Genomic DNA, 20652 nt, shown 5'->3' with positions numbered 1-20652 from the left:
ACATGCGTATCGCGATCATAGGCAGCGGCATCGCCGGCCTGACCTGCGCCCACCTGCTGTCGCGCCGCCACGAAGTCACGGTGTTCGAGGCCGACGACTGGATCGGTGGCCACACCCATACCGTCGAAGTGCCCTGGCACGGCGAGCGCCATGCGGTGGATACCGGTTTCATCGTGTTCAACGACTGGACCTACCCGAACTTCATCCGCCTGCTCGACCAGCTCGGCGTTGCCTCGCGACCGACCCAGATGAGCTTCTCGGTGCATGACCCGAGCAGTGGCCTCGAATACAACGGCCACGACCTCGACACCCTGTTCGCGCAACGGCGCAACCTGGTGTCGCCGGGGTTCTGGGGCATGCTGCGCGACATCCTGCGTTTCAACCACCAGGCCCTGGCCGACCTGGACCGCGGGCGAATAGACCCGTCCACCACCTTGGGCGGCTATCTCCAGGCACAGGGCTATGGCCGGCGCTTCGTCGAGCACTACATCGTGCCGATGGGCTCGGCGATCTGGTCGATGTCACGGGCGGACATGCTCGGTTTTCCCTTGCAGTTCTTCGTGCGCTTTTGCCGCAACCATGGACTGCTGTCGGTGAACCGACGTCCGCAGTGGCGGGTCGTCGAAGGTGGTTCGCACAGCTATGTCGCACCGCTGTGCCGGCCGTTCGCCGAGCGCATCCGCCTGGCGTGCAAGGTCGACCGGGTGAGCCGCGACGAAGGCGGTGTCACCCTGTTCAGCAAGGCCGGTAGCGAGCGCTTCGACAACGTGGTGTTCGCCTGCCACAGCGACCAGGCCCTGGCCTTGCTGGAGGCGCCCAGCGCCCAGGAGCGCGCGGTGCTCGGGGCCATCACCTACGCCAGCAACGACGTGCTGCTGCACACCGACACCCGCCTGCTGCCGCGCCGGCGCAAGGCCTGGGCCAGCTGGAACTACCGCCTGGGCGGCCCCGAACAGGCTCCGGCAGCGCTGACCTACAACATGAACATCCTGCAGGGCATCCAGGCCCCGGTGACCTTCTGTGTCAGCCTCAACCAGACCGCGCAGGTAGACCCGGCGCAGATCATCGCCCGTTACCAGTACGCCCACCCCCAGTACAGCCTCGCCGCCACCGCCGCACAGGCCCGCCAGGCCGAACTGCAGGGCCAGCGCCACAGCTACTACTGCGGCGCCTACTGGGGCAACGGCTTTCACGAGGACGGCGTGGTGAGTGCGCTCAAGGTCGCCGAACACTTCGGAGAGCAACTGTGAACAGCAGCCTGTGCCCGGGCTGGGTCAGCCATCGGCGCCTGGGGCCCCGCCCGCATGCCTTCCGCTACCGGATCGGTATGTTCTACGTGGACCTTGACGAGCAGGCCTGGCTGCTGGGCCTGTCGCGCTGGATAGGCCACGGGCGATTGGCCCCGTTGAGCTGGCGCGAGACCGACTACCTGCCGGCGCTGACCGGCACCGGCGAGCCGCTGGCCCAGGCCGCCCGCCGGCTGGTCGGCCAAGCCACCGGCCAGATTCCCGAGGGCCCGGTGCGTCTGCTGACCCAACTGCGCAGTTGGGGACTGTCGTTCAACCCGGTAAGTCTGTACTTCTGCCATGACCGTAACGAACAACTGGCGGCGATCCTGCTGGAAGTGCGCAATACGCCATGGCGCGAGCGCTTCCACTATGTACTGCCGGTGCGGGACGGTCTAGACCAGCCATTCGTCATGGCCAAGGCCTTCCACGTCTCGCCCTTCCTGCCAATGGCCATGGACTACCACCTGCGTTTCCATCTGGATGCGCAACGGATTCACGTACACATGGAGAACTGGCGAGACGGTCAGAAAGTCTTCGAAGCCGACCTCGCCGTGCGGCGCCAGCCGCTGGGCCGCGCCGCGCTGCACCGATACCTGCTGTCCTTCCCCTGGATGAGCCTGCGCACCGTCTCGGCCATCTATTGGCAAGCCCTGCGCCTGTTGCTCAAGCGCATCCCCATTCACGACCACACCGCCAGCCAGGGCGCCCTGGCGCTTGGCCACCGCTGCGAGGAGCCCGATCATGTCGAACCCCACCCTTAGCGTCAGCAAATCCGCAGGCCTCACCCCCCTGTTGGGTGGGCTGGCCCGCAGCGCGGTGCTGGCGCAACTGGGCAAGCTGCGCCACGGCCACCTGCGACTGCGCGAGCGGGGACAGCAATGGAGCTTCGGCGACGCCGGCAGCCCGTTGCTGGCCGAAGTGGAGATCCTTGAAGGCGCGGCCTGGAACCTGGTGGCCGGCAACGGTTCGATCGGTGCCGGCGAAGCCTACATCCACGGCTACTGGCACAGCCCGGACCTGGCGGCCGTGACCCGCCTGTTCGTGGCCAACCTGGAGGTGCTGGACGCCCTGGAAGGTGGCCTGGCACGCCTGGGTCGCCCCCTGCTGCGCCTGCTGCATCGCCTGAACCGCAACACCCGGCGCGGCGCCAAACGCAATATCCTGGCCCACTACGACCTGGGCAACGTCCTGTTCGAACACCTGCTCGACCCGACCATGATGTACTCGGCGGCCCGGTTCGAACACCCCGAGCAACCCCTGGAGCACGCCCAGTTGAACAAGCTGGAGCAGATTTGCCGCAAGCTCGAACTGGGTGCGCAGGATCACCTGCTGGAGATCGGCAGCGGCTGGGGCAGCCTGGCGATCCACGCCGCGACCCAACACGGTTGCCGGGTCACCACCACGACGCTCTCCGAAGCCCAGTATGCGTTCACCCTCCAGCGCGTCCAGGCATTGGGGCTGGAACACCGTGTAACGGTGTTGCGCCAGGACTATCGCGACCTGCAGGGAACTTTCGACAAACTGGTCTCGATCGAGATGATCGAAGCCGTTGGCCACCGTTACCTACCCGTGTACTTTCGCCAGTGCGCCGCGCTGCTCAAACCTGACGGGCTGATGCTCCTGCAGGCCATCACCATCCGCGACCAGCGCTATGCCCAGGCCCGGCGCTCGGTGGACTTCATCCAGCGCTACATTTTCCCCGGCGGCGCCCTGCCGTCGCTGAGCGTGCTGCTCGACACCGCCAGCCGCCAGACAGGGCTGAACCTCGTGCACCTGGAGGACTTCGGTCTGGACTATGCACGCACCCTGCGTCATTGGCGCGACAACCTGCGCCAGGCACGTGGTGAGCTGGCGGCGCTCGGCTACGACGACATGTTCCAGCGACTGTGGGAGTACTATTTGTGCTACTGCCAGGGCGGATTCGAGGAACGCGCCATCGGCGTCGCCCAGTTGCTGTGGGCCGGCCCCCTGGCTCGGCGCGCCCCGTTGCCTGGGCACTGACCCATGCGCCGTGGCTGGCTGATCGCCAATGCCCTGTGGCTTCAGGCCGGCTGGTGGCTGTGCGTGCTCGGGGCGCGATGGCCCTGGTTGTTGCTGGTGGTGCCGCCGGTCATGGTGGCGCATGTATTCCTGTGCCGGGATCGCGCTGGCGAATCCCGGGCGCTACTGCGCGTAACGCTGGCCGGTTGCCTGCTGGATAGCCTGCTCGGCGCGCTTGGCGTGTTCACTTTCGACAGCCGTCCTCTACCCATGTGGCTGGCGATGCTGTGGCTGGTGCTGGCCAGCGGCCTGCGCCACAGCCTGGCCTGGGCCGGCTGGCCGTTCTGGCGCGGGGCGCTGTTCGGCGCGTTGGGCGGACCACTGGCCTACCTGGCCGGCGCCCGGCTGGCGCAGGTCGACCTGCCGTTGGGCGCGATCACCACCGCCACGCTGCTGGCGCCGATCTGGGCACTGTTGCTGCCCTCGCTGGTGCGCCTGGCGGCGTGGCGCTGAGCGCCAGACTCATCGATTATCCTAATGCCCTGCGTGCAATGCTAATTTCAATCGTCCCCGGTGAACGCTCTAGACTGCCGGCTCACCACCCCAGGAGCCCACACGATGCATGGCGAAACCTCGATTGAAAAACTCCTCCAGTCCATGAAACCCGTACTCAATGACGGTGAGTATGTCTTTGCCACGGTCACCGACGCCTCACAACTACAAGACTTGAACATTGTCGGCAGCTTCAGGGAGCACGAAGGCTGGACGGTCATCCTGGAGCGAAAGGTCGCGGACGCGATGCAACTGCCCTACACCTACGTGTGCGCCTGGATCACCCTGACCGTCCACTCCTCCCTCGAAGCCGTTGGCCTGACCGCCGCGTTCGCCACCGCGCTGGGCAAGGCCGGCATCAGTTGCAACGTGGTGGCGGCCTATTACCATGACCACATCTTTGTCGGTGTGGATGAGGCCCAGAGCGCCATGGCCGTATTGAGGGCACTTTCAAGCAGCGCCAACCAAGCCTGAGCGATTGGCGCTGCCAGAACCAACGCGGTGCCCCGTTCCAACCAGGGCAGATTCACTCTGCGCCGGACAGCCCTAACCCAGCGCTCACCGCCTCCTGCCCCTCGTCACCGACATGGGGAATCAGCGCGCTGGCCTCCAGGTCCGACATCAGCTCGGTGAGCATCTGCCGCTGGTTCTCGGTGATCGGCGGCGGCACGTACCAGGCGGCCACGCTCAGGCCCTCGCGCTTGTAGCTGAAGGTGCGCAGCAGTTGACCATCCTTGTAGACCTGGCCGGTGAGGTTGTGCACATAGCTGTAGGGCATCGGGAAGGTCAGCAACGTCAACGCGTTGAGCGCGACCAGCACCCCTGCCCCTTTGCCCGGTGGCTGAGTGATGACCAGGCCATAGCCTTTGCGGGGCAACCCATGGTCGACGAAGGAAAACGCACCGGACGACCTGACCGCCGCGGTCAGCTCGTTGCGCTCCTGGATGTCGAAGCGCGTGTAACCGTCCGGCATCACCACCAGGCTCATCGGCACATAGGGTTTTTCAGCGTGGTAGCCCAGCGGCTTCATCGATGGGTTGCAGCCGCCCAGCGCCAGCAGCCCCGCAGCGGCCAGCCCCAACGTGCACAGGCGATTCATCGCTGCGCCTGCGGCGCATTGCCCGCCAGGCTCGCGGCCTGCATGTCACGGGCGAAGGCGCGGGCGACGCGGCGGATGTTTTCCTGGCGCTCGGGAATACCGAGATCGAGCAGCCAAGCGTACTTGGCCATGTAGTTTTCATAGTGGTAGCGATTTAGCACCTTGCCATCACGCATCACGGTGAAGTCGGCCTTGGTGTCCATGTCGCTCTGCAACGGCAGCAGGAACAAGGTGGCGGCACTGAGGAACAGCAACGGCATGGGCGCGACCTTGCGCTGGGCATCCAGCTTGACCATCACCTGAGTCTGCCCTTCTGCGGCGCTGCCGCTTTCGACGCTGCTGAATACTCCGCTTTCTCGCAGGTAGTTGCGCAATTCGTAACTGTGCTCGAGCGAATCGACCATCACCGTGATCGGCGGCAGGTAATCCAGGCCGTCCCTGATCTGCGGGTCGGGGAGGGTCTGGGTGCCGGCGCAGCCGCCCAGCAGCAGACCTGCGGTGAGAAGCAGGGACTTTTTCATTGCTTGGACTCCTGGTTGCCTGGCTTATCATCCGCCGAGCCGGCCACGGGCAGCGTCGTCACGAAAGGAAACGCCGGCGCCAGGTTCAGATTCAACGCCTGCAAGGTCGGCAAACCAGGATTCTGACGCCGCGCAATCACTTCATCCCTTGGCTGCTGGTCGCCATGGAAGAACATGCAGGCCGAAGTTCCAAGGCAGCGCGAGCGGAACTCGCCGATGTAATACGCCTTGCCCGCCTCCAGGTGCATGGGCACCAGGAATTGCTCCCGCGCCTGGAGGGTGCTGTAGGCGCCGTTGAAGCCCGTCCAGAAGAACTGGAAATCGTAGAATTCGTAGTCGCCGGGCTTGAGCGGCATGACGAAGACGCTGGCCTCGCCAGGGAGCGCGTTCTTGTCGTTGCCGCGTACCTCTTCGATGTCCTTCGGGGTATGTTCCACCTCGGCATGGCCCCACCAGGCCGCCGCGCCGTATTGCGAGCCGCGCTTGCGCAACAGGATCCGCTGGTTGGTGTAGGCACTGTCGCGACCTAGCGGACCGATACTGCCGACCAGGTACGCGACCGGATCGCCTGCGGCCGGTAGCAGGGGCGCAGTGACGAGGACCGGAGACTTGGCGGCGCAGCCCGTCAACAGGGCAAGGGGTAACAGACGTGCGAATGCACGGAGAAATCCAGGCATGAAAAGTCCTTGAAGGGGATCGCGTTCCATCGGTTGCCGACGGTAGGTCGAGGGGTGACTGCTGCCGGCTGTGGGGGCGCGATGATATAGCGCAGCGGGTCATCAGGCGAGTGGCAGTTATAGCTATTTGCCACACCGCGATCCAAGGGTGCTGCCTGTCAGTTTGCACGCGCCTCGCCCGCCAGCCCTTGCCAGGCGCGCAGCACCGCATAACCCCGCCAGGGGCGCCAGCCCTGCGCGGCCTGCGTAGCGGCGCTGGCACTGTTCACACCCAGAGCTTTCTGCAGTGCCACGTCTCCCGCCGGAAACGCATCGGGCCAGCGCAACGCGCGCAAGGCGATGTACTGGGCCGTCCAGTCACCGATGCCGGGCAAGGCACGCAACTGGGCGCAGGTGGCCGCGACATCGACGCCGGGGCTCAGCACCAGGCGCCCCTCCCCCACGGCCTCGGCCAGGGCCTTGAGCGCCGCCTGGCGCTGGCGCGTGATGCCCAGTCGGCCAAGGGCGTCACCACTGGCCGCCGCCAGGGTGGCCGGTGTGGGGAACAGGCGGTCCAGCGCTGCGACTGGAGTCTGGATGGGCTCGCCAAAGGCGGTGACCAGGCGCGCGCCCAGCGTGCGTGCGGCGACCACGGTGATTTGCTGGCCGAGCACGGCGCGCACCGCCAGTTCGAAGCCATCCAGCGTGCCGGGCACACGCATGCCTTCGCGGGTCGGAAAACTGGCCTGCAACACGCGGTGGATCGCCACCGGGTCGGCATCCAGATCGAACGCGGTTCGCACGCGGTTGATCAGCATGGGCAGCACGCTGGCAAGGCTGTCACTGATCGTCACCTGCGCCTGGGCGCGCTCGTCATCAAGGCTCACGCTCAGCCAGCCGCTGCACGCCTGCGAGTCCTGCACAAGGCGCAGGGTGCGCGCGTACTGCCGGCCCTCGACCCACTCCAGGCCCGGGATGGCGCGCAGGCGCAGGAAGCCCAGCATCGCTTCGACGTCATAGGGTGGGCACCAGCCCAGGCAGAGGTTGGTCATGAGCGACATTCTAGTGTCCTGGACGCGTTCGAGGCGCGCTATTTTCGGACATAGGGCTCACAGGGTTGCCCCTATCCTGCAGACAACAAAAAATCCGATGCCTTGCGGCATCGGATTCTTATCGATCGTTCACCTCGGCAGGCCTCGACTGCCGGGCATCAGGCACGTCTGCCCGATGCGAGTTCGATCAGGCGCCCGTCGGTGCCTTGCGGGTGCGAGCAGGTGCCTTGGTGCCGTTGATCAGCGGCCCGTAGCGTCGGCTGAATTCCTGGTTGTAGGGCACGTGGTCCTTGTTGACCCCGTTGTCCCAGTTGACCGACCAGGTCATCAGGCCCTTGATCGACACGCCCTTGGCGTACAGGCGCTTGAACGCGTTGGTCAGCGCCGTCGGGTTGACCACGTAGCCAGTGGCGGCAGCATCGACGTTGGCCGGCAGGCCGATGACGAACTTGTCGGCCGGGATCCGGGTGAAGCCGCGGGTGCCGCTGACCAGGCTTTCGGTCAGGTAGAAGAGGAAGTCCTCTTTGAGCGCATCGTTGTTCTGGGCGATCCAGGCGCCCTTGCCGTTGTTGGCCTCCTGTACCCACAGCCCGTCGCCACCCTGGTTGTAGAACTGCGGGGCGATGAAGTCGTAGTACCCCTCCAGTGCCTTGAGGTAGTCGACGTAGCGCCCGGCGCTGGTCAGGTACGGGAACTCCGGTGCCATGCTGATGATGAAATGCTTGCCCTCGGCGGCATAGTGATCCTTCACCAGCTTCAGCGCGGCGGGCAGGACGGTCTTGTTGGCGGCGAAGTCGATCGCGCTCTGTTCAAGATCGATGTCCAGCCCGTCGAAACCGTAGGTTTCCACCAGGCGGATGATTTCATTGGCCAGCGGCTGTTCCTGGCCCGGGTTCAGCGCGATGTGCGCATCGGCACCGCCCAACGACATCAGCACCGCCCTGCCCTGGCTGTTGAGCACGCCGACCTGGCGGCGGAACTCGGCATCGGACAGGTTGTAAGGCTTGAAGGTCGGGATGCCGCTGCCCTTCATGAACGCCACGGCCACCACGTTGTAGTCGCGCGGCACCTCCTCCAGGCTCATGTTGGCGAACTGCCCGCGCTGGTAGCCGTCCGCCGGGCCTGCCGGCCAGTTGTGCCAGTAGCCCATGAGGATCTTCTTGCCCTCGAGGCTGGGCATGCGCGAGGCGGCATCGTCCCGCGCGGCCTTCAGTTGGGTAAAGTCAATCTTTGACATGTTCCAATCCTTTAGAACGTGTGGAAGATCCGCGGACTTACTTGAAGTCGACGTCGAAGGCCTGGTAGAAGGCATTGCCGGTGTTGGCGACGATCCACATCAGGACGATCACATGACGGCCCTTCTTGTTGGCCGGCAGCTTCACTTCGTGGTCGACCTTGGCCTTCAGCTCCCCGGCATGGCTGTAGTACGGCACCTGAGGGTAGAAGTCCTCGGCGAACGGTTTGTCCTCCAGTTGCGCACGGGTGATGCGCTGTTTCGGATCCCAACCGTCCTTGGTGATCAGCCAGCGGTAGCCACGGGTGGTGTGCGGCGCGGTGTAGCGCCAGGTCACCTTGAACAGCTGCCCGGGGTCGACGTTCACCAGCGGCCAGGTGAAGGCGCGGTTGAGCTTCTTGCTCATCTCCTCGTCGGTGAAGTTGACGCAGTCACGGGCGTCGGTCTTGCCGCCGCTGAGGATATAGCCGTCGGCGGGCGGGGCGACGCTCGGGTTGTCCGATTGGAACGGTGCGGGGAACGGACCGGCCGCCAGGGCCGGGAAGTTCTTGCCGCCTTCCATTTCGTCGACCTGCCAGCCGCTCAACACACCGAGGTCGATGGCGACGGCGCCGCGGGAAGCCGGGGAAGTGACGCGGCCATGGCGGAGTGGGTTCTGGTTTTGTGGTTGGTTCATGTTCATAGCTCCATTTGATTTGAGAACTCTCCCTTTCCGAAGGAGAGGCCTTCAAACTAACGGAGCTGGATTTATTGTCCACGGCGCGATTTTGCGCACAGAAGCCGGCCGTTGGGAGGAGCCCCAATAAATACTGGACATTCATACAGTATCGCTATGTTTCTCCTACCCATCATGGAGCAAATCACCTACATGCCCAGGCGGCGCATGGCCTGAGGGGACTGTCAGCCGACCAGATAGCGGCGCCGCTTCGACCGGTAGTTAGACGGATCCAGGTGTGCAGGCAACCATTGCCCGGCCTGCGGCTTGAGGTAATTGCCAGTACTCCCGGGCCGGGCCTGGTACTTCGCCGCCAGGTAGCGCGCGTAGTGGTGGTCGAACAGGCGCATGAACTCACCGAAGTAGATATCCGCCACCCGGGTATCGCCGTGGATCACCAGCATGTTCTCGTCGTTCTTTTCCTGGGAGGCGGCGCTGAAGTTCGCCGACCCGGTCACCACGGTGGGCTGCTCGCCCAGGGGGTCGACCAACAGGTACTTGGTATGGACGAAGTCGTTGCTGTTGAGCGGGTTGTCACGCTCCTTGAGCGCGTTGGCCAGCGGGTTGTCCTCGCCCAGGTAGCTGCCGGCGGCGAAGATCACGTCACCGTCGGTGCCAATGTCTTCGGTCTTCCTGAGCGGATCGTCCTTGATCACGTAGCGCAGCACGTCGTTCTGGGCCTGGAGCACCTTCTGGAATTCCGGGGCGATTTCGAACGCGGCGGTGAAGCACACCAGTTGCCGGGCATTGCCGGCCAGGTCCGCGTACCACTGCAAGGTCTTTTGCGCCTGGGGCGTTTCCTTGCGCTCGCGGGGGCTGAACAGCGGGTAGGTGCCCGGCTGCAATGGCAAGGTGGGCAATGGGCTGGCCTGGGCGTTGGGCCCGAGCAGCCTGGCCGGGGTCATGTTCTGTTGCAGCCGCGTCCAGTAGTCCAGGTATTGCCGGGCGATGATGGGGGCGTGGACGACATGGCCAACGTTCGAGTGGCCGAAGATCCCGCCAGCTGAAATATTGGTCGAACCGGTCCAGACGCTGACCGGCTGGCCGTCCTTGAGCAGCACGACGAACTTGTTGTGGCGGATGCCTTCGCTGACCGTGCGCGGATGAACCCAGGCCTGCAGGCCGGCCTGCTCGATGGTGGCCAGGTTGTTCGCCTTGTACTTGCTGTACGCATCGAAGACGACCTGCACGTCGCCTTCGCGGGCGGCCTCGCGCAGGGCCTGGGCAACTGGCAGGTACTGGAACTCGTAGAACGCCGCGCGCAAGCCCATGCCCTTAGCGCCGCCACGCCCGATGAAGTCGAGCAGGGCTTCGTACAAGCCCCGCGAAAGCCATTTCATCGGTTTTGATGCCGGCGCATCGGGGTCGGGAGCAACGTTGTCGAACTCCCTGGCATAAGCCTGGGAGCCGATCACGCCGCGGTTGAAGTGGATATCGTGCCCCAAGCCCTCGCCGGCCGGCGCCAGCGTGGGTTCACAGCGCACGCGCACCGCGACGCTCCGGGCTTCGTCGATGCGCAGGTTCTTGGGTTCGCCAAACACCGGCAGTACCCTGTACTCGTAATCCCCATCGGCGGCGACGGTGTAGTCGGCCCACAGGAAACTCTGGATCGGATGCTCGCTGGTGGGCACCAGCGTGCCCGGTGGCAGCCCCTTGTCCTTGTCGGCGAAGCGCTTGAGGCCGCGCAGGTAGTACTGGGTCCGCACCTTGCCGGCCGCGTCGAAGTATCGACGGTGCACGGCAAAGCCCAGCAGGTTCTGTTCGCCGACCAGAGCCTCGAGGCTCGGCGGCGTCACGAAGTCCCAGGCCAGGAACACGACATGGGTGCCGGCGATAGCCCGTACCCGCAGATAGTCGCCAGCGGCGGATGCTCGCATGGGTGCACTCCTTGCAGGCCGGTTACTGGAACGGCGTCCTGACCTTGATCGATTGACTGTCAGGGGTCCCGCCGCTCGGGCAGGAGATCGGGGCAAGCTGCTTGTCCAGGCACACCCAGAGTTCCTTCAGCCGGTTGCCCGAGCCTACCGAGACTCGCAGGCTCTGCGCCGGCAGCGCGGGGTTGCGGGCCAGGAAAGCCTGCTTGATATCGCTGACCTTGGCGTCCAGCAGTTGATTGGGACCAGGGTTGCGGCCGAGCATGGCCTGGGTATCGGGACGGCGCAGCGTGTCGTACACCCGCTGGATATCGGCGAAGTATCGGTCGGCGGACGACCAGCCACAGGTACCATGGGCCTGCCATTCGTTCTGCATCAGGTCCGGCCCCGGCATCATGCACAGGTGCTGCCTGACCAGTGGCGCCGGCAGCGAGCCGACGCTCTGGCAGTTGCGAGGATGGTCCTGGTTGGACTTGGCATAGCGGTTCTGCGGCCACAGTCCATGCACCACCCATTCGAAACGGTTGCCGGAGAAGCACTGGAAGGCATGCTTGTCCCGTTGCGCCTTGGGCTTGTTGCGCTGGGTCTCGCAGTGTTCCGGCGACCAGGACAGCACCAGCGCTAGGTAGTCGGTGGGCAGGTCCTTGTTGACATAGTCCACCGGGCGCACCGGGGCGGGCTCGACGACGTCGGGCAACGCGCAGATTTCCTCGGCGAAAATCGGCGAGGCAACGGCCAGCCAGCCCCAGAACAGCGTTCTCATCCAGGCGCAATGCCGTGGTGTTCCTTGCATGATGACCTCCTTGTCGGGTGCGACAGGCTCCGTGCCTGTCGCTCGTTCAACCCCGTCAGGTGATGGTGTAGCGCGAATATGACGATTCGTCAGGGGTGCTTTGTTGTATCGTTCGTCCTGCCGTACCACAAGGCGCCAATGAAGCGAAAAAACATGAACCGTCGTAAAAAGATCAACCAGCTGTTGAAAGCCCACGCCAAGAAGGCCAGCGCCAAGCTGGCGCCGAAAAACCGCAACACCTACATTTCCAAGGCCGACCGGCTGAAACTGGCGGCCGAAGCCAGCCTGGGCGCCGAGCAGGCCAACGCAGACAGCGCCTCCCCCACCCAGCACTGAGCCTGATGATGACAACACCTGCCGAGAAAGCGAGCGATGCGATGGACCTGACATTCAGCCACGTGGATGTGCTGGTCGCCGATCTGCAGGCCGCTTGTACCTACTACGCCCAGGTGCTGGGCGCCGAGATCTCGCGCACGCTCGTCTGGGAGCGCGGCGGCCTGCATGTGCACTACGCCATCGCCCGGATCGGTCAGGAGCGTTTCATGCTGGTGCAGCCGCTGGCGGGCAACCTCAAGGACCTGCTCGATACTCACGGCGAAGGGATGATCTACCGCCATTGCTACTCCACGCCGGACATCGAACAGGCCTATGACCAACTGACGGCCAACGGCATCCAGCCCGAGGACGAGAACGGCAAGCCGCTGGCGCGCGAACACCTGCAGTCGCCTGCCGGTGCCCGCATCATCTGGCTGCCGAAGCGTTTCGGGCATTTCTCGATCGAGATCATCGAGGCGCAGGCGCTCGAAGCGTTCATCGAAGAGGCGTTCCTGCCGCTGGCCTGAATCAGAACGCGTACTGAACGCCGACGGTCGAGGTGACCGGCGTGTCCTGGCGGATGATCGGGCTGTGGCGGACCTGGTCGGTATAGTGCGTCACATTCACGCTGGCGATGGTCGACCAGTGCGGGTCGAACCGGTGCATCCACGACAACTCGCCCGAGTAGGCATAGATGCCCTGGTCGGCCTTGAATCGATCGAAATCGGTGTTGTCGCTTTGCTGGCCGGTGACGCCGAAGTAGGCCTGGTTGTACCGAGCCTGCCCCGCATGGGCGTTGACGCCCAGGGTCACCGTGTCGGCGTCGTTGTGGTGCAGCGTGCTCAGCAGGCCGAACTGATAGCGGTTGCCGCGCTTGTAGCCACCGGTACGCAGCTCGGCATCGGCGGTGATCGCCAGCCAGGGCAGGACCTGCTGGGCCAGATTGATGTCGACCACCGTCGCACCGCCTACCTCGCCCATGCCTTTCAAATCGTCCGAGCCATTGCGGTACTTGCTGTCACCGTCGGCACGGCCGAAGTCGTAGCCAACCGAGAGGCTGGCACTGAAGCCGTTGTCGAACTGGTGCTGCACGCCCACGCCCTTGAGGCTGTCGGCGAAGAAGATGCCGCGCTGGACGGTCACCGATGGCAGCAGGTGGCCCTGGCTGCCCTTCGCGCCCATGTAGCGCGGCGCGGCATGCAGGGCGAAGCCTGCGCTGACCTGGGCCTCGTCGCCCCAGATGATGTCCGGCGCAGTCTTTTCCTGGGCACTAGCCTGGCTGCAGGCAAGCGCCGCGTTGAGGGCAAGCGAAGTGCCCAGTATCTTCCTGATGGACGTTGTTTCGAACATGATCATGACTCGCTGGATAAGGTTTTCGACACCACGGGAAACGCACCGGGATTGCCCGGCGCATTTCAACTGGCGCGCACTCTAGCGAGGGTCTGTCAACGTTCCTTCGAGCGACTATCAAGATCCCGTGAAGATGGCTGAATTTTTTAGCCGAAGGACGCCGGACGGCGCTCACAAAAGGCCTCCACCCCCTCGGCAAAGTCATCGCTGGCGCAAAGACTCACGAACACACCTCGCTCCCGGTCCAGCGCACTGGCCAGATCGCCCTCCAGGCCTGCACGCAGCAACCGCTTGGCCCCCGTCTGCGCAGCGGCGGCGGCGCCGGCAAGGCGCCTGGCCAGCGCCAGGCCGGTGGCCGGCAAGGCGTCGGCGGGCACCACCTCGACCACCAACCCGAGCGCCTGGGCCTGCTGGGCCGACAAGGGCGTGTTCAGCAACGCCAGGGCCAGGGCGCGGTGCAGCCCGAGGTGGCGCGGCAGGTGCCAACTGCCGCCGCCGTCCGGGGTGATGCCGATGGCACCGTAGGCGTAGACCAGCCGGGCGTCCTCGGCGGCCACCAGCAGGTCGCAGCCCAGCGCCAGGGACAGGCCGAAGCCGGCCACGGCGCCATTGAGCAGACCCAGCACCGGGCATGGCAGGTCTGTGAGCCCGAGCACCGCCTCGTTCACCGCGCCGACCAACTGCGCGACACCTGCGCTACGGGCGTCGGGCGAACGTTGCAGTAACTGCTGGAAGTGATGGACGTCACCGCCGACCGAGAAGTGCTCGCCCCGGCTGCGCAGCAGCACCACCTTCGGCGGCGCCAGCGCCAGGCCGCGCACGGCATCGCGCAGGGCGACGGCCATGGACAGGTCGAAGCTGTTGCGTCGCTGCGGCTGATCCAGGGTGAGAAACGCGATGCCTTCGCAACGCTCGACATGAACAGGCATGAGCATCGCTCCCCTTCACAGGACCCTTGGGTGCAAGGTGGCATCGAAATCATCCAGCGACGGGAACACCAGCGGCGCCCGCTCATCGAGCGTCAGCAGATGCTCGCGGTACTGCGCCAGGTACTGCTGGCGCGCCTGCTTGCTGATGTAGGGCACATGGAACGCCACGAACGGCGGCAACACCGACAACCCGACATAGCCCAGCACCCCGCGCTGGATCGGACGCAGCATCGCGTCAAGTTCGCCATGCACCGCATCCGGCCCGAACATGTGGCTCTGCCCACCCAGTGAGAAGCTGAGCATCGCCCGCTTGCCCTTGAGCCCGCCACGGTCGTAGATGCGCGTGCCGCCATAGCAGTAGCCTGAGACGAACACCCGGTCGATCCAGCCCTTGAGGATGGCCGGCATGCTGAACCAGTAGATGGGGAAGTTGAGGATGATCAGGTCGGCCCAGCGGATCTTGTCCAGCTCCGCGGCGATGTCCGCGGCCAGGGTGCCGTTGTTGACCGCATGGCGCTGCTCCAGGGCATAGACCAGGTAGTCGGCATTGGCGCGCTGACGGAAGTCATCGGCGCTGGCGACCGGGTTGAAGTCCATGGCATAGAGATCCGACAGCTGAACGCTGTGGCCCTGGCCCTCGAGAACCTCCACGGCCAGGCGGGCCATGGCACTGTTGAAGGACTGGGGTTCGTTGTGGGCATGGACGATCAGGACGTTCATGGCAGCTCCGCGGTGGCAGGTGGCAAGGGGTGTTCGGCCAGCAGCCGCACACCGTTGTATTTGAGGAAGAAGGTGTCGGCCTGCCGTACCACATCGCGGTAGCGCCCATTGAGCGCCATGCGCATCATGTCCAGCTGCAGTTGCTCCTGCTCGATCATGTAGTCGAGGAAACGCTGCGCATCAGCGGGGCCAATCTGGCGCAGGCCCTGCAGCCAGGCCATGTACTTCACGGTCTCGTGGTGGACGATGCGCAGCATCAGGCCTTGCAGGGGCCGCGGGACCGAGGACAGCAGCCAGGCCTTGAGCCGTGTCAGTACGCCGGGCGTGGTATCCAGCCCCCAGCGGTCGGCGGCGGCCTGGTAACGCGGTTGATTGAAGCGTTCGAGGTCGGCATAGGTCTTCCAGAATGGATGGGACGGCTGGCCTTGCAAGCGCGAAGCCATGCGCCGGACCGCCGCCAGGGCGAAGGCGCGGTTGGCCAGTTCGTGGCGAAAGCCCTTGAGAAACTTGGGTGATGGCATGGTAGGAGGTATTTCCGTTGGAGAGGGACAGTGGGCCTTCACGATTCCTGTAGTAGCGGCCTTATGCCGTGAATGAGCTGCGCAGCAGCCCCGATTCAAGGGCTGGCGATGTAGTCGAGCAATACCCGCCGCTGATCATCGTCATGCAGTTGCAAGGCAATGCCGCGCATCCAGATCGCCAGCTCGCTGCCATGCTGCTCGCCCCCTCGGGTCCCATCGCTGAACGCCGTCAGCTGACGCTCCAGATAGACCCGGTCAAGCACGCGCAGATTGGGCGTTTTCAAGTGCGCGAAGCCCTCTGCCTGAGGGCCGTGACAAGCGCCGCAGGTACCCTGGTAAAGCGCTTGCCCCTGACTAGCGGACGCAGCTGGCACAGTGCTGGAAGTACCGCCAAGCCCTGCGAAGTAGCGCGCCAGCGGTTCCTGGTCGCCATCGCCTATGGTCGTGGCGATGGCGCGCATCTGTGCGCCATGGGTGTCTGCGGCGGCATAGCCACGGCGGCCTGCCTTGAAGTCGCGCAGCTGGGTGAGCAGGTATTCGGCCTGCTGCCCGGCCAGCCGCGGCGCGCCCAGGGCGGGGTTGCCCTGGCCCTGGGCACCGTGACAGGCCACACAGGTGGTGGCCTGGGTCGGTGGCGCTTCGGCGTGGGCGGCGAAGGCCGCGGTCATGGCCAGCAGGCCAGCGTAAAGGCTTTGTTTCATCGGTCGGGGTTCCCTGATCGTCGTTCTTGTTCAGCGATGCGTTGCAGCAGGCGATTGCGCGTGGTCTCGACGTCGGCGGGCACCGCCCCGCGCCACTGCCGCACCTCGGCACCGGTGTAGGGGTTGAAATCAGCGGGCAGATGACGGGCGTCGAAACGCGCCAGCATCCAGTTGAGGACGCCGGCCAGGGCTTCGTCCGACAACCCCGACAAAGCCGAACCCGGCACCTGCACCAGGTACTCGCGCCCCCCCGGCACCCCGAGGAACTTGCCTAGTTGCCCGGGAAACGCCGGCACGTTGCGCGCCGGGTTGCCGCTGCCGTCGGGCAGGTGGCAGCCCTGGCAGTTGAGCATGTAGTCGAACTGACGGGGCTCGGTGGCCCGGGCATTGCCGGCGAGCAACAGCACCGCCAGCGTCAGCAGCCCTATCCGGCGCACGGCCATGCCCTACTCCTTGACCCCGATCACCACCGACAGCGAGCAGTGGTACGGCATGTCCGCCTGGCTGCCGGAGCACCAGTTGAGGTCGTTGGAGCTCTGCGGGCGGTACAGCGGCGTGTCGCCCTGGTCACGCTGGCACACGCAACGGCCGCAGTTGCTCTTGCCGCAGCAGTCGTTGTACGAGATGACGTAGTCCTTGCCGTCGGTGGGGTTGCGGCAGGTGCCGATCCAGGTGATGTCCGAGCGCACGGTGCCCGGAGGGCAACTGCTGGACGTGCCGCCGCAGCAGCCGCAAAGGAAACCGTCGATGGCGCAGTGACGCCAATACTCGCAACTGTTCGGATCACCCGACTCCTGCAGACCAGCGCTGGACTGGGCAAAGGCGCCGCCGCGAAACACCGGCAGCAGGGTGGTCGCCCCGGTGCCGACCAGCAAGGTGCCCAGGCCGCCAAGAAAGCCGCGGCGCGAAGTGCCGCGGGCGACACGGCGGGTCAGCAGTTGGGTGGCCTCGTCGAACCAACGGATCGTCATGGCTGCATCCCCTGTTGCGCGGCGTTGTACGCCTGGACGGTGGCATGCCCCAGGCGCCGCGCTTCCAGCAGGCTTTCCAGGTGCTCGCGGGTGTTGATCAGGCCATGGCTGGCGACGCGGCCGTGCTCATCGATCAGCACAGCGTAGGGCAGCTTGCTGATCTGGTAGGCCAGGCCCACTTCCCGCGACAGCAGGTAGGGGAACGCCTGCAAGCTGTGGGCGGCGATGAAGGCCAGGTGCTCATCCGCTTCGCCATCGCTGGCCAGCACGACCCTCAGGCGTTCCTGGCGGCGCAACGCATCGAGCACCGGCAGCAGCGTCTTACACACCGGGCACGTCTCGGACAGGAAGAACAACAAAGTGCCCTGCCCGCTTGCGCGGCCCAGGCTGACCGAGCCCCCGGTCAGGCTCGGCAGGGTGAACACGGGCGCCGTGTCACCGGCCTTGATCGCCTTGCCCAGGGACAGCGCCCCCACCGGCTGGATGCGCTCATGCAGCAGCCCGACCTGGCGCGCCAGCGCCCACACGGCAAGGATCAGCATCAGGATGATCGCCCAGGACAACAGGCTGGAAATGATCAGTGCATAGGTCATGGCCGTTGCCTCGCAAGTGCACGGTTGGAGATCAGCTGGTTGGCCAGCAGATACAGGGCGGCGACACAGACGAAGGCGAACACCAGGGTGCAGCCGTCGAGCCAGCTCAGCGCGCGTTCGTTCATCGGTACCAAGAGATTGCCGGCGACCAGCGCCAGCAGCAGGTTGCGCCAGACCAGCGCCCGGGACGGCGGCTGGCGACTGCCGCCGAAGTGGCAGCCGCAGTCTTCCAGGGATGCACCCTCTCCCACGGCCGCCGCCAGCACGCCGGCATACAGCACCAGCATCACCACGGCGGGCAGCGTCGCCAACGGCCACCACAGGCTCAGCAACAAGCCGGCGGCAGCCAACACGTCCAGCACCGGCAACAGGTGCGCCCACACCGGCGCCGCGCACCAGCGGCCCAATACGCGCGCATAGCGTTGCAGCACCTCGGCAAACGCCCGGGGATCGTGCAGCTTGTGCAGCGCAGCGGCGCCGAGCAGCAGGGCCAGCCCGCCGACGCTGGCGACATGCACCAAGGGGTCATGCAGCAGTTCGACGCTCACCATGGCATCACCACATTGAGGAAACCCAGGGGGATGTCACCGACACTGCGCAGGTGCTCGCCGCTGTCAGCGTCGTACAGGTTCACACCCTGACGCAGCAACGGGGTCAGTCCGGCCTCGCCTTCTGTCAGGTAGACCCACAGGGTGAACAGGCTCGGCATCGGCACCACCCAGTCCAGACTGTACAGCCGTGGTTGCGCGCCCTGGCTGACGCCGATGGCGGTGCTCTGCTCCTTGAGCGACAGGCGCGCCACACGCTGCTGCGTGGCCACATCGAACACCCACACCTCGGTGCCGGGCTTCTGGTAGTTCTCCGGTTTGTCCTTGTGCATCAATACGAACAGCCGCCCGCTCTGCCGATGCAAGGCCACACCATGGTTGCCGGCAATGCCCCAGCCATCGGCGCGCTCCTGGTCACTGAGCAACGACCACTGCTTGCGCGGGTGCACACCCTCGGCGCTCATGTCCAGGGCATAGGCGCGGTTGTGCTGGGAGACGAAGTACCACGTGCCGCCATCGCGCACGCCCGTGGTCAGCAGCAGGTCCTGCAATGGATCGAACGCTGGCGCGGTGCGCTCTTGCAGCGCCACCTGCCCCTGATCATCCAAGCGCAGGTGGAAGAACCCGCCATTGCCGCAGATGGCGTAGAAATCGCGAGGGCCGGCCGGGTAGATAGAGGCGCAGCCGGGGATCGGCACCTCGGTGACGAAGCGGCTGTTTTCCAGATCGACCACCGAGATCGACTGCGCCGGGGTGAAATTGAGCACCAGCAGGAAGCGCTCGTCATCGGAAAGCACGCTGAGGCCCGTGGAGATCAGCGCGGTCATGCGCTTGGCCGGGATCGCGATCTCACGCTTGGGGCTGAGGGTCCTGGCGTCGTACACCGTGACCACATCGCTGCGCTGGCCGCGCACGCCACGGCTGAAGTAGATCTCGGTGGCATACAGCTCGTCGCGGCTGTGCGCCAGCTGCAGGCCGTTGGACCAGATGCCGGTGCTCAGCTGGCCGAGGTTGCGGCCCTGGTCGTCGAACAGGTAGGCGCGGCCATCGACCATGTTGGGCGCATTGCTGCCCCAGATCCAGAACCAGTGCTGCTCGCGATGATCGCCCAGCACTTCGACACGGGCCTGCTCCGGCACGAATTCGGCCAGTGCCGAGGCGGTGCCGGCGAACAACGACAGACCACACAGCAGATGACGCAAGGAACGCTTGAACATAGGGGCTCCGCAACAGGCGATTGGCCTGGGCTTGAGTCTATCGAGGGGCATTTTCAGAGGCTTGGCGCGCGGTGACAGCTGCCTTGGCATCCGGTGCCACGCCATCGATCACGCCAGTGGCGCCGAACAGCAGCAGGTGACCGGATTGCGCAGCCAGGGCGGCCAGGTTCGAGCGGTCTTCACGTTGTGCGCTGGTAAAATGCGCCACCTGCGCGTCGGAGATCGCCACCAGGCCCGAATTACCCACCAGCGCCACCCGCCCGTCATCCAGTTGCGTCACGGCGCTGATCGCCTCGCGGCTGCCACTGTCGAGCAGGCGCCAGTGGCGCCCCTGGCTGTCGCCCAGCAGCACCCGCCCACTCATCCCCGCCAGCAGCACGCGACCATCGCGCAGGCCGGTGCCGGTCCACAGCGAGCCACTGACACCGGTGTCCAGCGCCTGCCAGGACGCGCCCTGGTCAGAGGAGCGGTAGCCGTGGCCGGCCTCGCCGACGATGAACAGACTGCCGTCAGCGGCCTGGAACACCTGATTGAGGTGGAAGTCGTCGCCCTCCTCGCCGATTTGCATCGGCAGCCAGCTGACGCCGCCATCGACCGTGCGCGCCGCATAACCGTAGGCACCGACAAGCATGCCGTGGTGGGCGTCGGTGAACAGCACCGACAGCAGCACGGGTTTGCCCTCCAGGCGCTGTTGCAGGGTCCAGTGCTGACCGCCGTCGAGGCTGTGCAGCAGCACCCCACCATGCCCCACCGCCCAGCCTTGTAGCTCATCGACGAAGCTCACGGCGGTCAGCAAACCATCCACCGGCACGCTGCGCGCCTGGCGCCATTGCTGGCCATCGGCGGACAACGCCACCACGCCGTGGTCGCCCACCGCGACCAGCCCTTCCCCGGCCCGCGCCACCGCCACCAGGGGCGCGTGGCGTACATCGCTCAGGGCAATGGCCGGCGCCGCAGCGACCTGCCCTGCCCATATCACCCCCAGCAACCAGGGCAACACCTGAACAGTCCTCATCCTTCAG

26 protein-coding genes are annotated in these 20652 nt (G+C 65.5%); 7 read left to right on the top strand and 19 right to left on the bottom strand.

Features of this window, described 5'->3' with window-relative positions:
• Positions 1-2 precede the first annotated feature (2 nt).
• The 5 genes from K5H97_RS11635 (at position 3) to K5H97_RS11615 (ending at position 4295) form a co-directional block, all read left to right on the top strand.
• Positions 3-1250 (top strand): NAD(P)/FAD-dependent oxidoreductase, encoded by a 1248-nt coding sequence (locus K5H97_RS11635; protein ID WP_028689297.1) that lies wholly within the window; start codon positions 3-5, stop codon positions 1248-1250.
• On the top strand, positions 1247-2050 hold the full coding sequence (locus K5H97_RS11630; protein WP_028689296.1) for a DUF1365 domain-containing protein: 804 nt from the start codon (positions 1247-1249) through the stop codon (positions 2048-2050). The genes K5H97_RS11635 and K5H97_RS11630 overlap by 4 nt, the downstream gene beginning before the upstream one ends.
• Positions 2031-3290, top strand: coding sequence for an SAM-dependent methyltransferase (locus tag K5H97_RS11625; RefSeq protein WP_028689295.1), 1260 nt, complete (start codon positions 2031-2033; stop codon positions 3288-3290). Before K5H97_RS11630 ends, K5H97_RS11625 begins: the two co-directional genes overlap by 20 nt.
• A 3-nt stretch (positions 3291-3293) precedes the next feature.
• Complete coding sequence (locus K5H97_RS11620) at positions 3294-3782, top strand: DUF2878 domain-containing protein (protein WP_028689294.1); 489 nt, start codon at positions 3294-3296, stop codon at positions 3780-3782.
• A 105-nt stretch (positions 3783-3887) separates the two neighbouring features.
• Positions 3888-4295: an ACT domain-containing protein gene (locus K5H97_RS11615; RefSeq protein ID WP_028689293.1), complete on the top strand. Its 408-nt coding sequence runs from the start codon at positions 3888-3890 to the stop codon at positions 4293-4295.
• A gap of 52 nt (positions 4296-4347) precedes the next feature.
• Here the strand turns inward: K5H97_RS11615 and K5H97_RS11610 are convergent, their stop codons facing one another.
• The 8 genes from K5H97_RS11610 to K5H97_RS11575 form a co-directional block, all read right to left on the bottom strand.
• Positions 4348-4920: a hypothetical protein gene (locus K5H97_RS11610; protein ID WP_081791531.1), complete on the bottom strand. Its 573-nt coding sequence runs from the start codon at positions 4918-4920 to the stop codon at positions 4348-4350.
• Positions 4917-5441 (bottom strand): hypothetical protein, encoded by a 525-nt coding sequence (locus K5H97_RS11605; RefSeq protein ID WP_028689292.1) that lies wholly within the window; start codon positions 5439-5441, stop codon positions 4917-4919. The genes K5H97_RS11610 and K5H97_RS11605 overlap by 4 nt, the downstream gene beginning before the upstream one ends.
• On the bottom strand, positions 5438-6118 hold the full coding sequence (locus tag K5H97_RS11600; RefSeq protein WP_069017788.1) for a hypothetical protein: 681 nt from the start codon (positions 6116-6118) through the stop codon (positions 5438-5440). The genes K5H97_RS11605 and K5H97_RS11600 overlap by 4 nt, the downstream gene beginning before the upstream one ends.
• A 158-nt stretch (positions 6119-6276) precedes the next feature.
• Complete coding sequence (locus K5H97_RS11595; protein ID WP_081791530.1) at positions 6277-7158, bottom strand: AlkA N-terminal domain-containing protein; 882 nt, start codon at positions 7156-7158, stop codon at positions 6277-6279.
• Positions 7159-7336: 178 nt separating this feature from the next.
• A complete protein-coding gene (locus K5H97_RS11590) occupies positions 7337-8386 on the bottom strand; it encodes a chitinase (RefSeq protein ID WP_028689291.1) in 1050 nt (349 codons plus the stop codon).
• A gap of 37 nt (positions 8387-8423) precedes the next feature.
• Positions 8424-9059 carry a lytic polysaccharide monooxygenase auxiliary activity family 9 protein gene (locus K5H97_RS11585; protein WP_028689290.1) on the bottom strand — a complete coding sequence of 212 codons (636 nt, stop codon included), beginning with the start codon at positions 9057-9059 and terminating at the stop codon, positions 8424-8426.
• Positions 9060-9283: 224 nt separating this feature from the next.
• Complete coding sequence (locus K5H97_RS11580; RefSeq protein WP_028689289.1) at positions 9284-10975, bottom strand: phospholipase D-like domain-containing protein; 1692 nt, start codon at positions 10973-10975, stop codon at positions 9284-9286.
• A 22-nt stretch (positions 10976-10997) separates the two neighbouring features.
• Complete coding sequence (locus K5H97_RS11575) at positions 10998-11765, bottom strand: ribonuclease T2 family protein (RefSeq protein WP_028689288.1); 768 nt, start codon at positions 11763-11765, stop codon at positions 10998-11000.
• Positions 11766-11918: 153 nt separating this feature from the next.
• On the opposite strand from K5H97_RS11575, the gene K5H97_RS11570 reads away from it, so the two are divergent.
• The gene (locus tag K5H97_RS11570) at positions 11919-12101 is read left to right on the top strand and encodes a DUF2986 domain-containing protein (RefSeq protein WP_028689287.1); all 183 of its coding nucleotides are present in this window, start codon (positions 11919-11921) and stop codon (positions 12099-12101) included.
• 41 nt (positions 12102-12142) lie between these two features.
• Positions 12143-12607: a VOC family protein gene (locus tag K5H97_RS11565; protein WP_028689286.1), complete on the top strand. Its 465-nt coding sequence runs from the start codon at positions 12143-12145 to the stop codon at positions 12605-12607.
• 1 nt (position 12608) lies between these two features.
• On the opposite strand, the gene K5H97_RS11560 is transcribed toward K5H97_RS11565, so the two are convergent.
• The 11 genes from K5H97_RS11560 to K5H97_RS11510 all read right to left on the bottom strand — a co-directional run bounded on the left by K5H97_RS11560 (position 12609) and on the right by K5H97_RS11510 (position 20630).
• Positions 12609-13430 carry a MipA/OmpV family protein gene (locus tag K5H97_RS11560; RefSeq protein WP_028689285.1) on the bottom strand — a complete coding sequence of 274 codons (822 nt, stop codon included), beginning with the start codon at positions 13428-13430 and terminating at the stop codon, positions 12609-12611.
• A 146-nt stretch (positions 13431-13576) separates the two neighbouring features.
• Entirely contained in the window at positions 13577-14359 is a 783-nt protein-coding gene (locus K5H97_RS11555) for an enoyl-CoA hydratase/isomerase family protein (protein WP_028689284.1), read from the bottom strand.
• A 15-nt stretch (positions 14360-14374) separates the two neighbouring features.
• The gene (locus K5H97_RS11550) at positions 14375-15079 is read right to left on the bottom strand and encodes an NAD(P)H-dependent oxidoreductase (protein ID WP_028689283.1); all 705 of its coding nucleotides are present in this window, start codon (positions 15077-15079) and stop codon (positions 14375-14377) included.
• Positions 15076-15600: a hypothetical protein gene (locus tag K5H97_RS11545; RefSeq protein ID WP_051555628.1), complete on the bottom strand. Its 525-nt coding sequence runs from the start codon at positions 15598-15600 to the stop codon at positions 15076-15078. The genes K5H97_RS11550 and K5H97_RS11545 overlap by 4 nt, the downstream gene beginning before the upstream one ends.
• 95 nt (positions 15601-15695) lie before the next feature.
• Positions 15696-16301: a c-type cytochrome gene (locus K5H97_RS29850; RefSeq protein WP_028689282.1), complete on the bottom strand. Its 606-nt coding sequence runs from the start codon at positions 16299-16301 to the stop codon at positions 15696-15698.
• Positions 16298-16744: a hypothetical protein gene (locus K5H97_RS11535; protein ID WP_028689281.1), complete on the bottom strand. Its 447-nt coding sequence runs from the start codon at positions 16742-16744 to the stop codon at positions 16298-16300. Before K5H97_RS11535 ends, K5H97_RS29850 begins: the two co-directional genes overlap by 4 nt.
• A 3-nt stretch (positions 16745-16747) precedes the next feature.
• The gene (locus K5H97_RS11530; protein WP_028689280.1) at positions 16748-17272 is read right to left on the bottom strand and encodes a methylamine dehydrogenase light chain; all 525 of its coding nucleotides are present in this window, start codon (positions 17270-17272) and stop codon (positions 16748-16750) included.
• Positions 17269-17865 (bottom strand): methylamine dehydrogenase accessory protein MauD, encoded by a 597-nt coding sequence (gene mauD, locus K5H97_RS11525; RefSeq protein WP_036985828.1) that lies wholly within the window; start codon positions 17863-17865, stop codon positions 17269-17271. The genes K5H97_RS11530 and mauD overlap by 4 nt, the downstream gene beginning before the upstream one ends.
• Positions 17862-18416, bottom strand: coding sequence for a MauE/DoxX family redox-associated membrane protein (locus K5H97_RS11520; protein WP_028689279.1), 555 nt, complete (start codon positions 18414-18416; stop codon positions 17862-17864). Before K5H97_RS11520 ends, mauD begins: the two co-directional genes overlap by 4 nt.
• Positions 18410-19630, bottom strand: a complete 1221-nt coding sequence (locus K5H97_RS11515) for an amine dehydrogenase large subunit (RefSeq protein ID WP_028689278.1) — start codon at positions 19628-19630, stop codon at positions 18410-18412. Before K5H97_RS11515 ends, K5H97_RS11520 begins: the two co-directional genes overlap by 7 nt.
• 37 nt (positions 19631-19667) lie before the next feature.
• Entirely contained in the window at positions 19668-20630 is a 963-nt protein-coding gene (locus K5H97_RS11510) for a WD40/YVTN/BNR-like repeat-containing protein (protein ID WP_248691136.1), read from the bottom strand.
• Between the last annotated feature and the right edge of the window lie 22 nt (positions 20631-20652).

Origin of the sequence: Pseudomonas mosselii, from assembly GCF_019823065.1 — a bacterium.
In the GTDB taxonomy this organism is placed as follows: Bacteria; Pseudomonadota; Gammaproteobacteria; order Pseudomonadales; family Pseudomonadaceae; genus Aquipseudomonas; species Aquipseudomonas mosselii.
This window is presented reverse-complemented; position numbering and strand designations above follow the sequence as displayed.

Coding starts and splice junctions, on each gene's coding strand:
- K5H97_RS11635 (WP_028689297.1), top strand. CDS start 3: ATGCGTATCGCGATCATAGGCAGCGGCATCGCCGGCCTGACCTGCGCC.
- K5H97_RS11625 (WP_028689295.1), top strand. CDS start 2,031: ATGTCGAACCCCACCCTTAGCGTCAGCAAATCCGCAGGCCTCACCCCC.
- K5H97_RS11620 (WP_028689294.1), top strand. CDS start 3,294: ATGCGCCGTGGCTGGCTGATCGCCAATGCCCTGTGGCTTCAGGCCGGC.
- K5H97_RS11615 (WP_028689293.1), top strand. CDS start 3,888: ATGCATGGCGAAACCTCGATTGAAAAACTCCTCCAGTCCATGAAACCC.
- K5H97_RS11610 (WP_081791531.1), bottom strand. CDS start 4,920: ATGAATCGCCTGTGCACGTTGGGGCTGGCCGCTGCGGGGCTGCTGGCG.
- K5H97_RS11605 (WP_028689292.1), bottom strand. CDS start 5,441: ATGAAAAAGTCCCTGCTTCTCACCGCAGGTCTGCTGCTGGGCGGCTGC.
- K5H97_RS11600 (WP_069017788.1), bottom strand. CDS start 6,118: ATGCCTGGATTTCTCCGTGCATTCGCACGTCTGTTACCCCTTGCCCTG.
- K5H97_RS11595 (WP_081791530.1), bottom strand. CDS start 7,158: ATGTCGCTCATGACCAACCTCTGCCTGGGCTGGTGCCCACCCTATGAC.
- K5H97_RS11590 (WP_028689291.1), bottom strand. CDS start 8,386: ATGTCAAAGATTGACTTTACCCAACTGAAGGCCGCGCGGGACGATGCC.
- K5H97_RS11585 (WP_028689290.1), bottom strand. CDS start 9,059: ATGAACCAACCACAAAACCAGAACCCACTCCGCCATGGCCGCGTCACT.
- K5H97_RS11580 (WP_028689289.1), bottom strand. CDS start 10,975: ATGCGAGCATCCGCCGCTGGCGACTATCTGCGGGTACGGGCTATCGCC.
- K5H97_RS11575 (WP_028689288.1), bottom strand. CDS start 11,765: ATGCAAGGAACACCACGGCATTGCGCCTGGATGAGAACGCTGTTCTGG.
- K5H97_RS11570 (WP_028689287.1), top strand. CDS start 11,919: ATGAACCGTCGTAAAAAGATCAACCAGCTGTTGAAAGCCCACGCCAAG.
- K5H97_RS11565 (WP_028689286.1), top strand. CDS start 12,143: ATGGACCTGACATTCAGCCACGTGGATGTGCTGGTCGCCGATCTGCAG.
- K5H97_RS11560 (WP_028689285.1), bottom strand. CDS start 13,430: ATGTTCGAAACAACGTCCATCAGGAAGATACTGGGCACTTCGCTTGCC.
- K5H97_RS11555 (WP_028689284.1), bottom strand. CDS start 14,359: ATGCCTGTTCATGTCGAGCGTTGCGAAGGCATCGCGTTTCTCACCCTG.
- K5H97_RS11550 (WP_028689283.1), bottom strand. CDS start 15,079: ATGAACGTCCTGATCGTCCATGCCCACAACGAACCCCAGTCCTTCAAC.
- K5H97_RS11545 (WP_051555628.1), bottom strand. CDS start 15,600: ATGCCATCACCCAAGTTTCTCAAGGGCTTTCGCCACGAACTGGCCAAC.
- K5H97_RS29850 (WP_028689282.1), bottom strand. CDS start 16,301: ATGAAACAAAGCCTTTACGCTGGCCTGCTGGCCATGACCGCGGCCTTC.
- K5H97_RS11535 (WP_028689281.1), bottom strand. CDS start 16,744: ATGGCCGTGCGCCGGATAGGGCTGCTGACGCTGGCGGTGCTGTTGCTC.
- K5H97_RS11530 (WP_028689280.1), bottom strand. CDS start 17,272: ATGACGATCCGTTGGTTCGACGAGGCCACCCAACTGCTGACCCGCCGT.
- mauD (WP_036985828.1), bottom strand. CDS start 17,865: ATGACCTATGCACTGATCATTTCCAGCCTGTTGTCCTGGGCGATCATC.
- K5H97_RS11520 (WP_028689279.1), bottom strand. CDS start 18,416: ATGGTGAGCGTCGAACTGCTGCATGACCCCTTGGTGCATGTCGCCAGC.
- K5H97_RS11515 (WP_028689278.1), bottom strand. CDS start 19,630: ATGTTCAAGCGTTCCTTGCGTCATCTGCTGTGTGGTCTGTCGTTGTTC.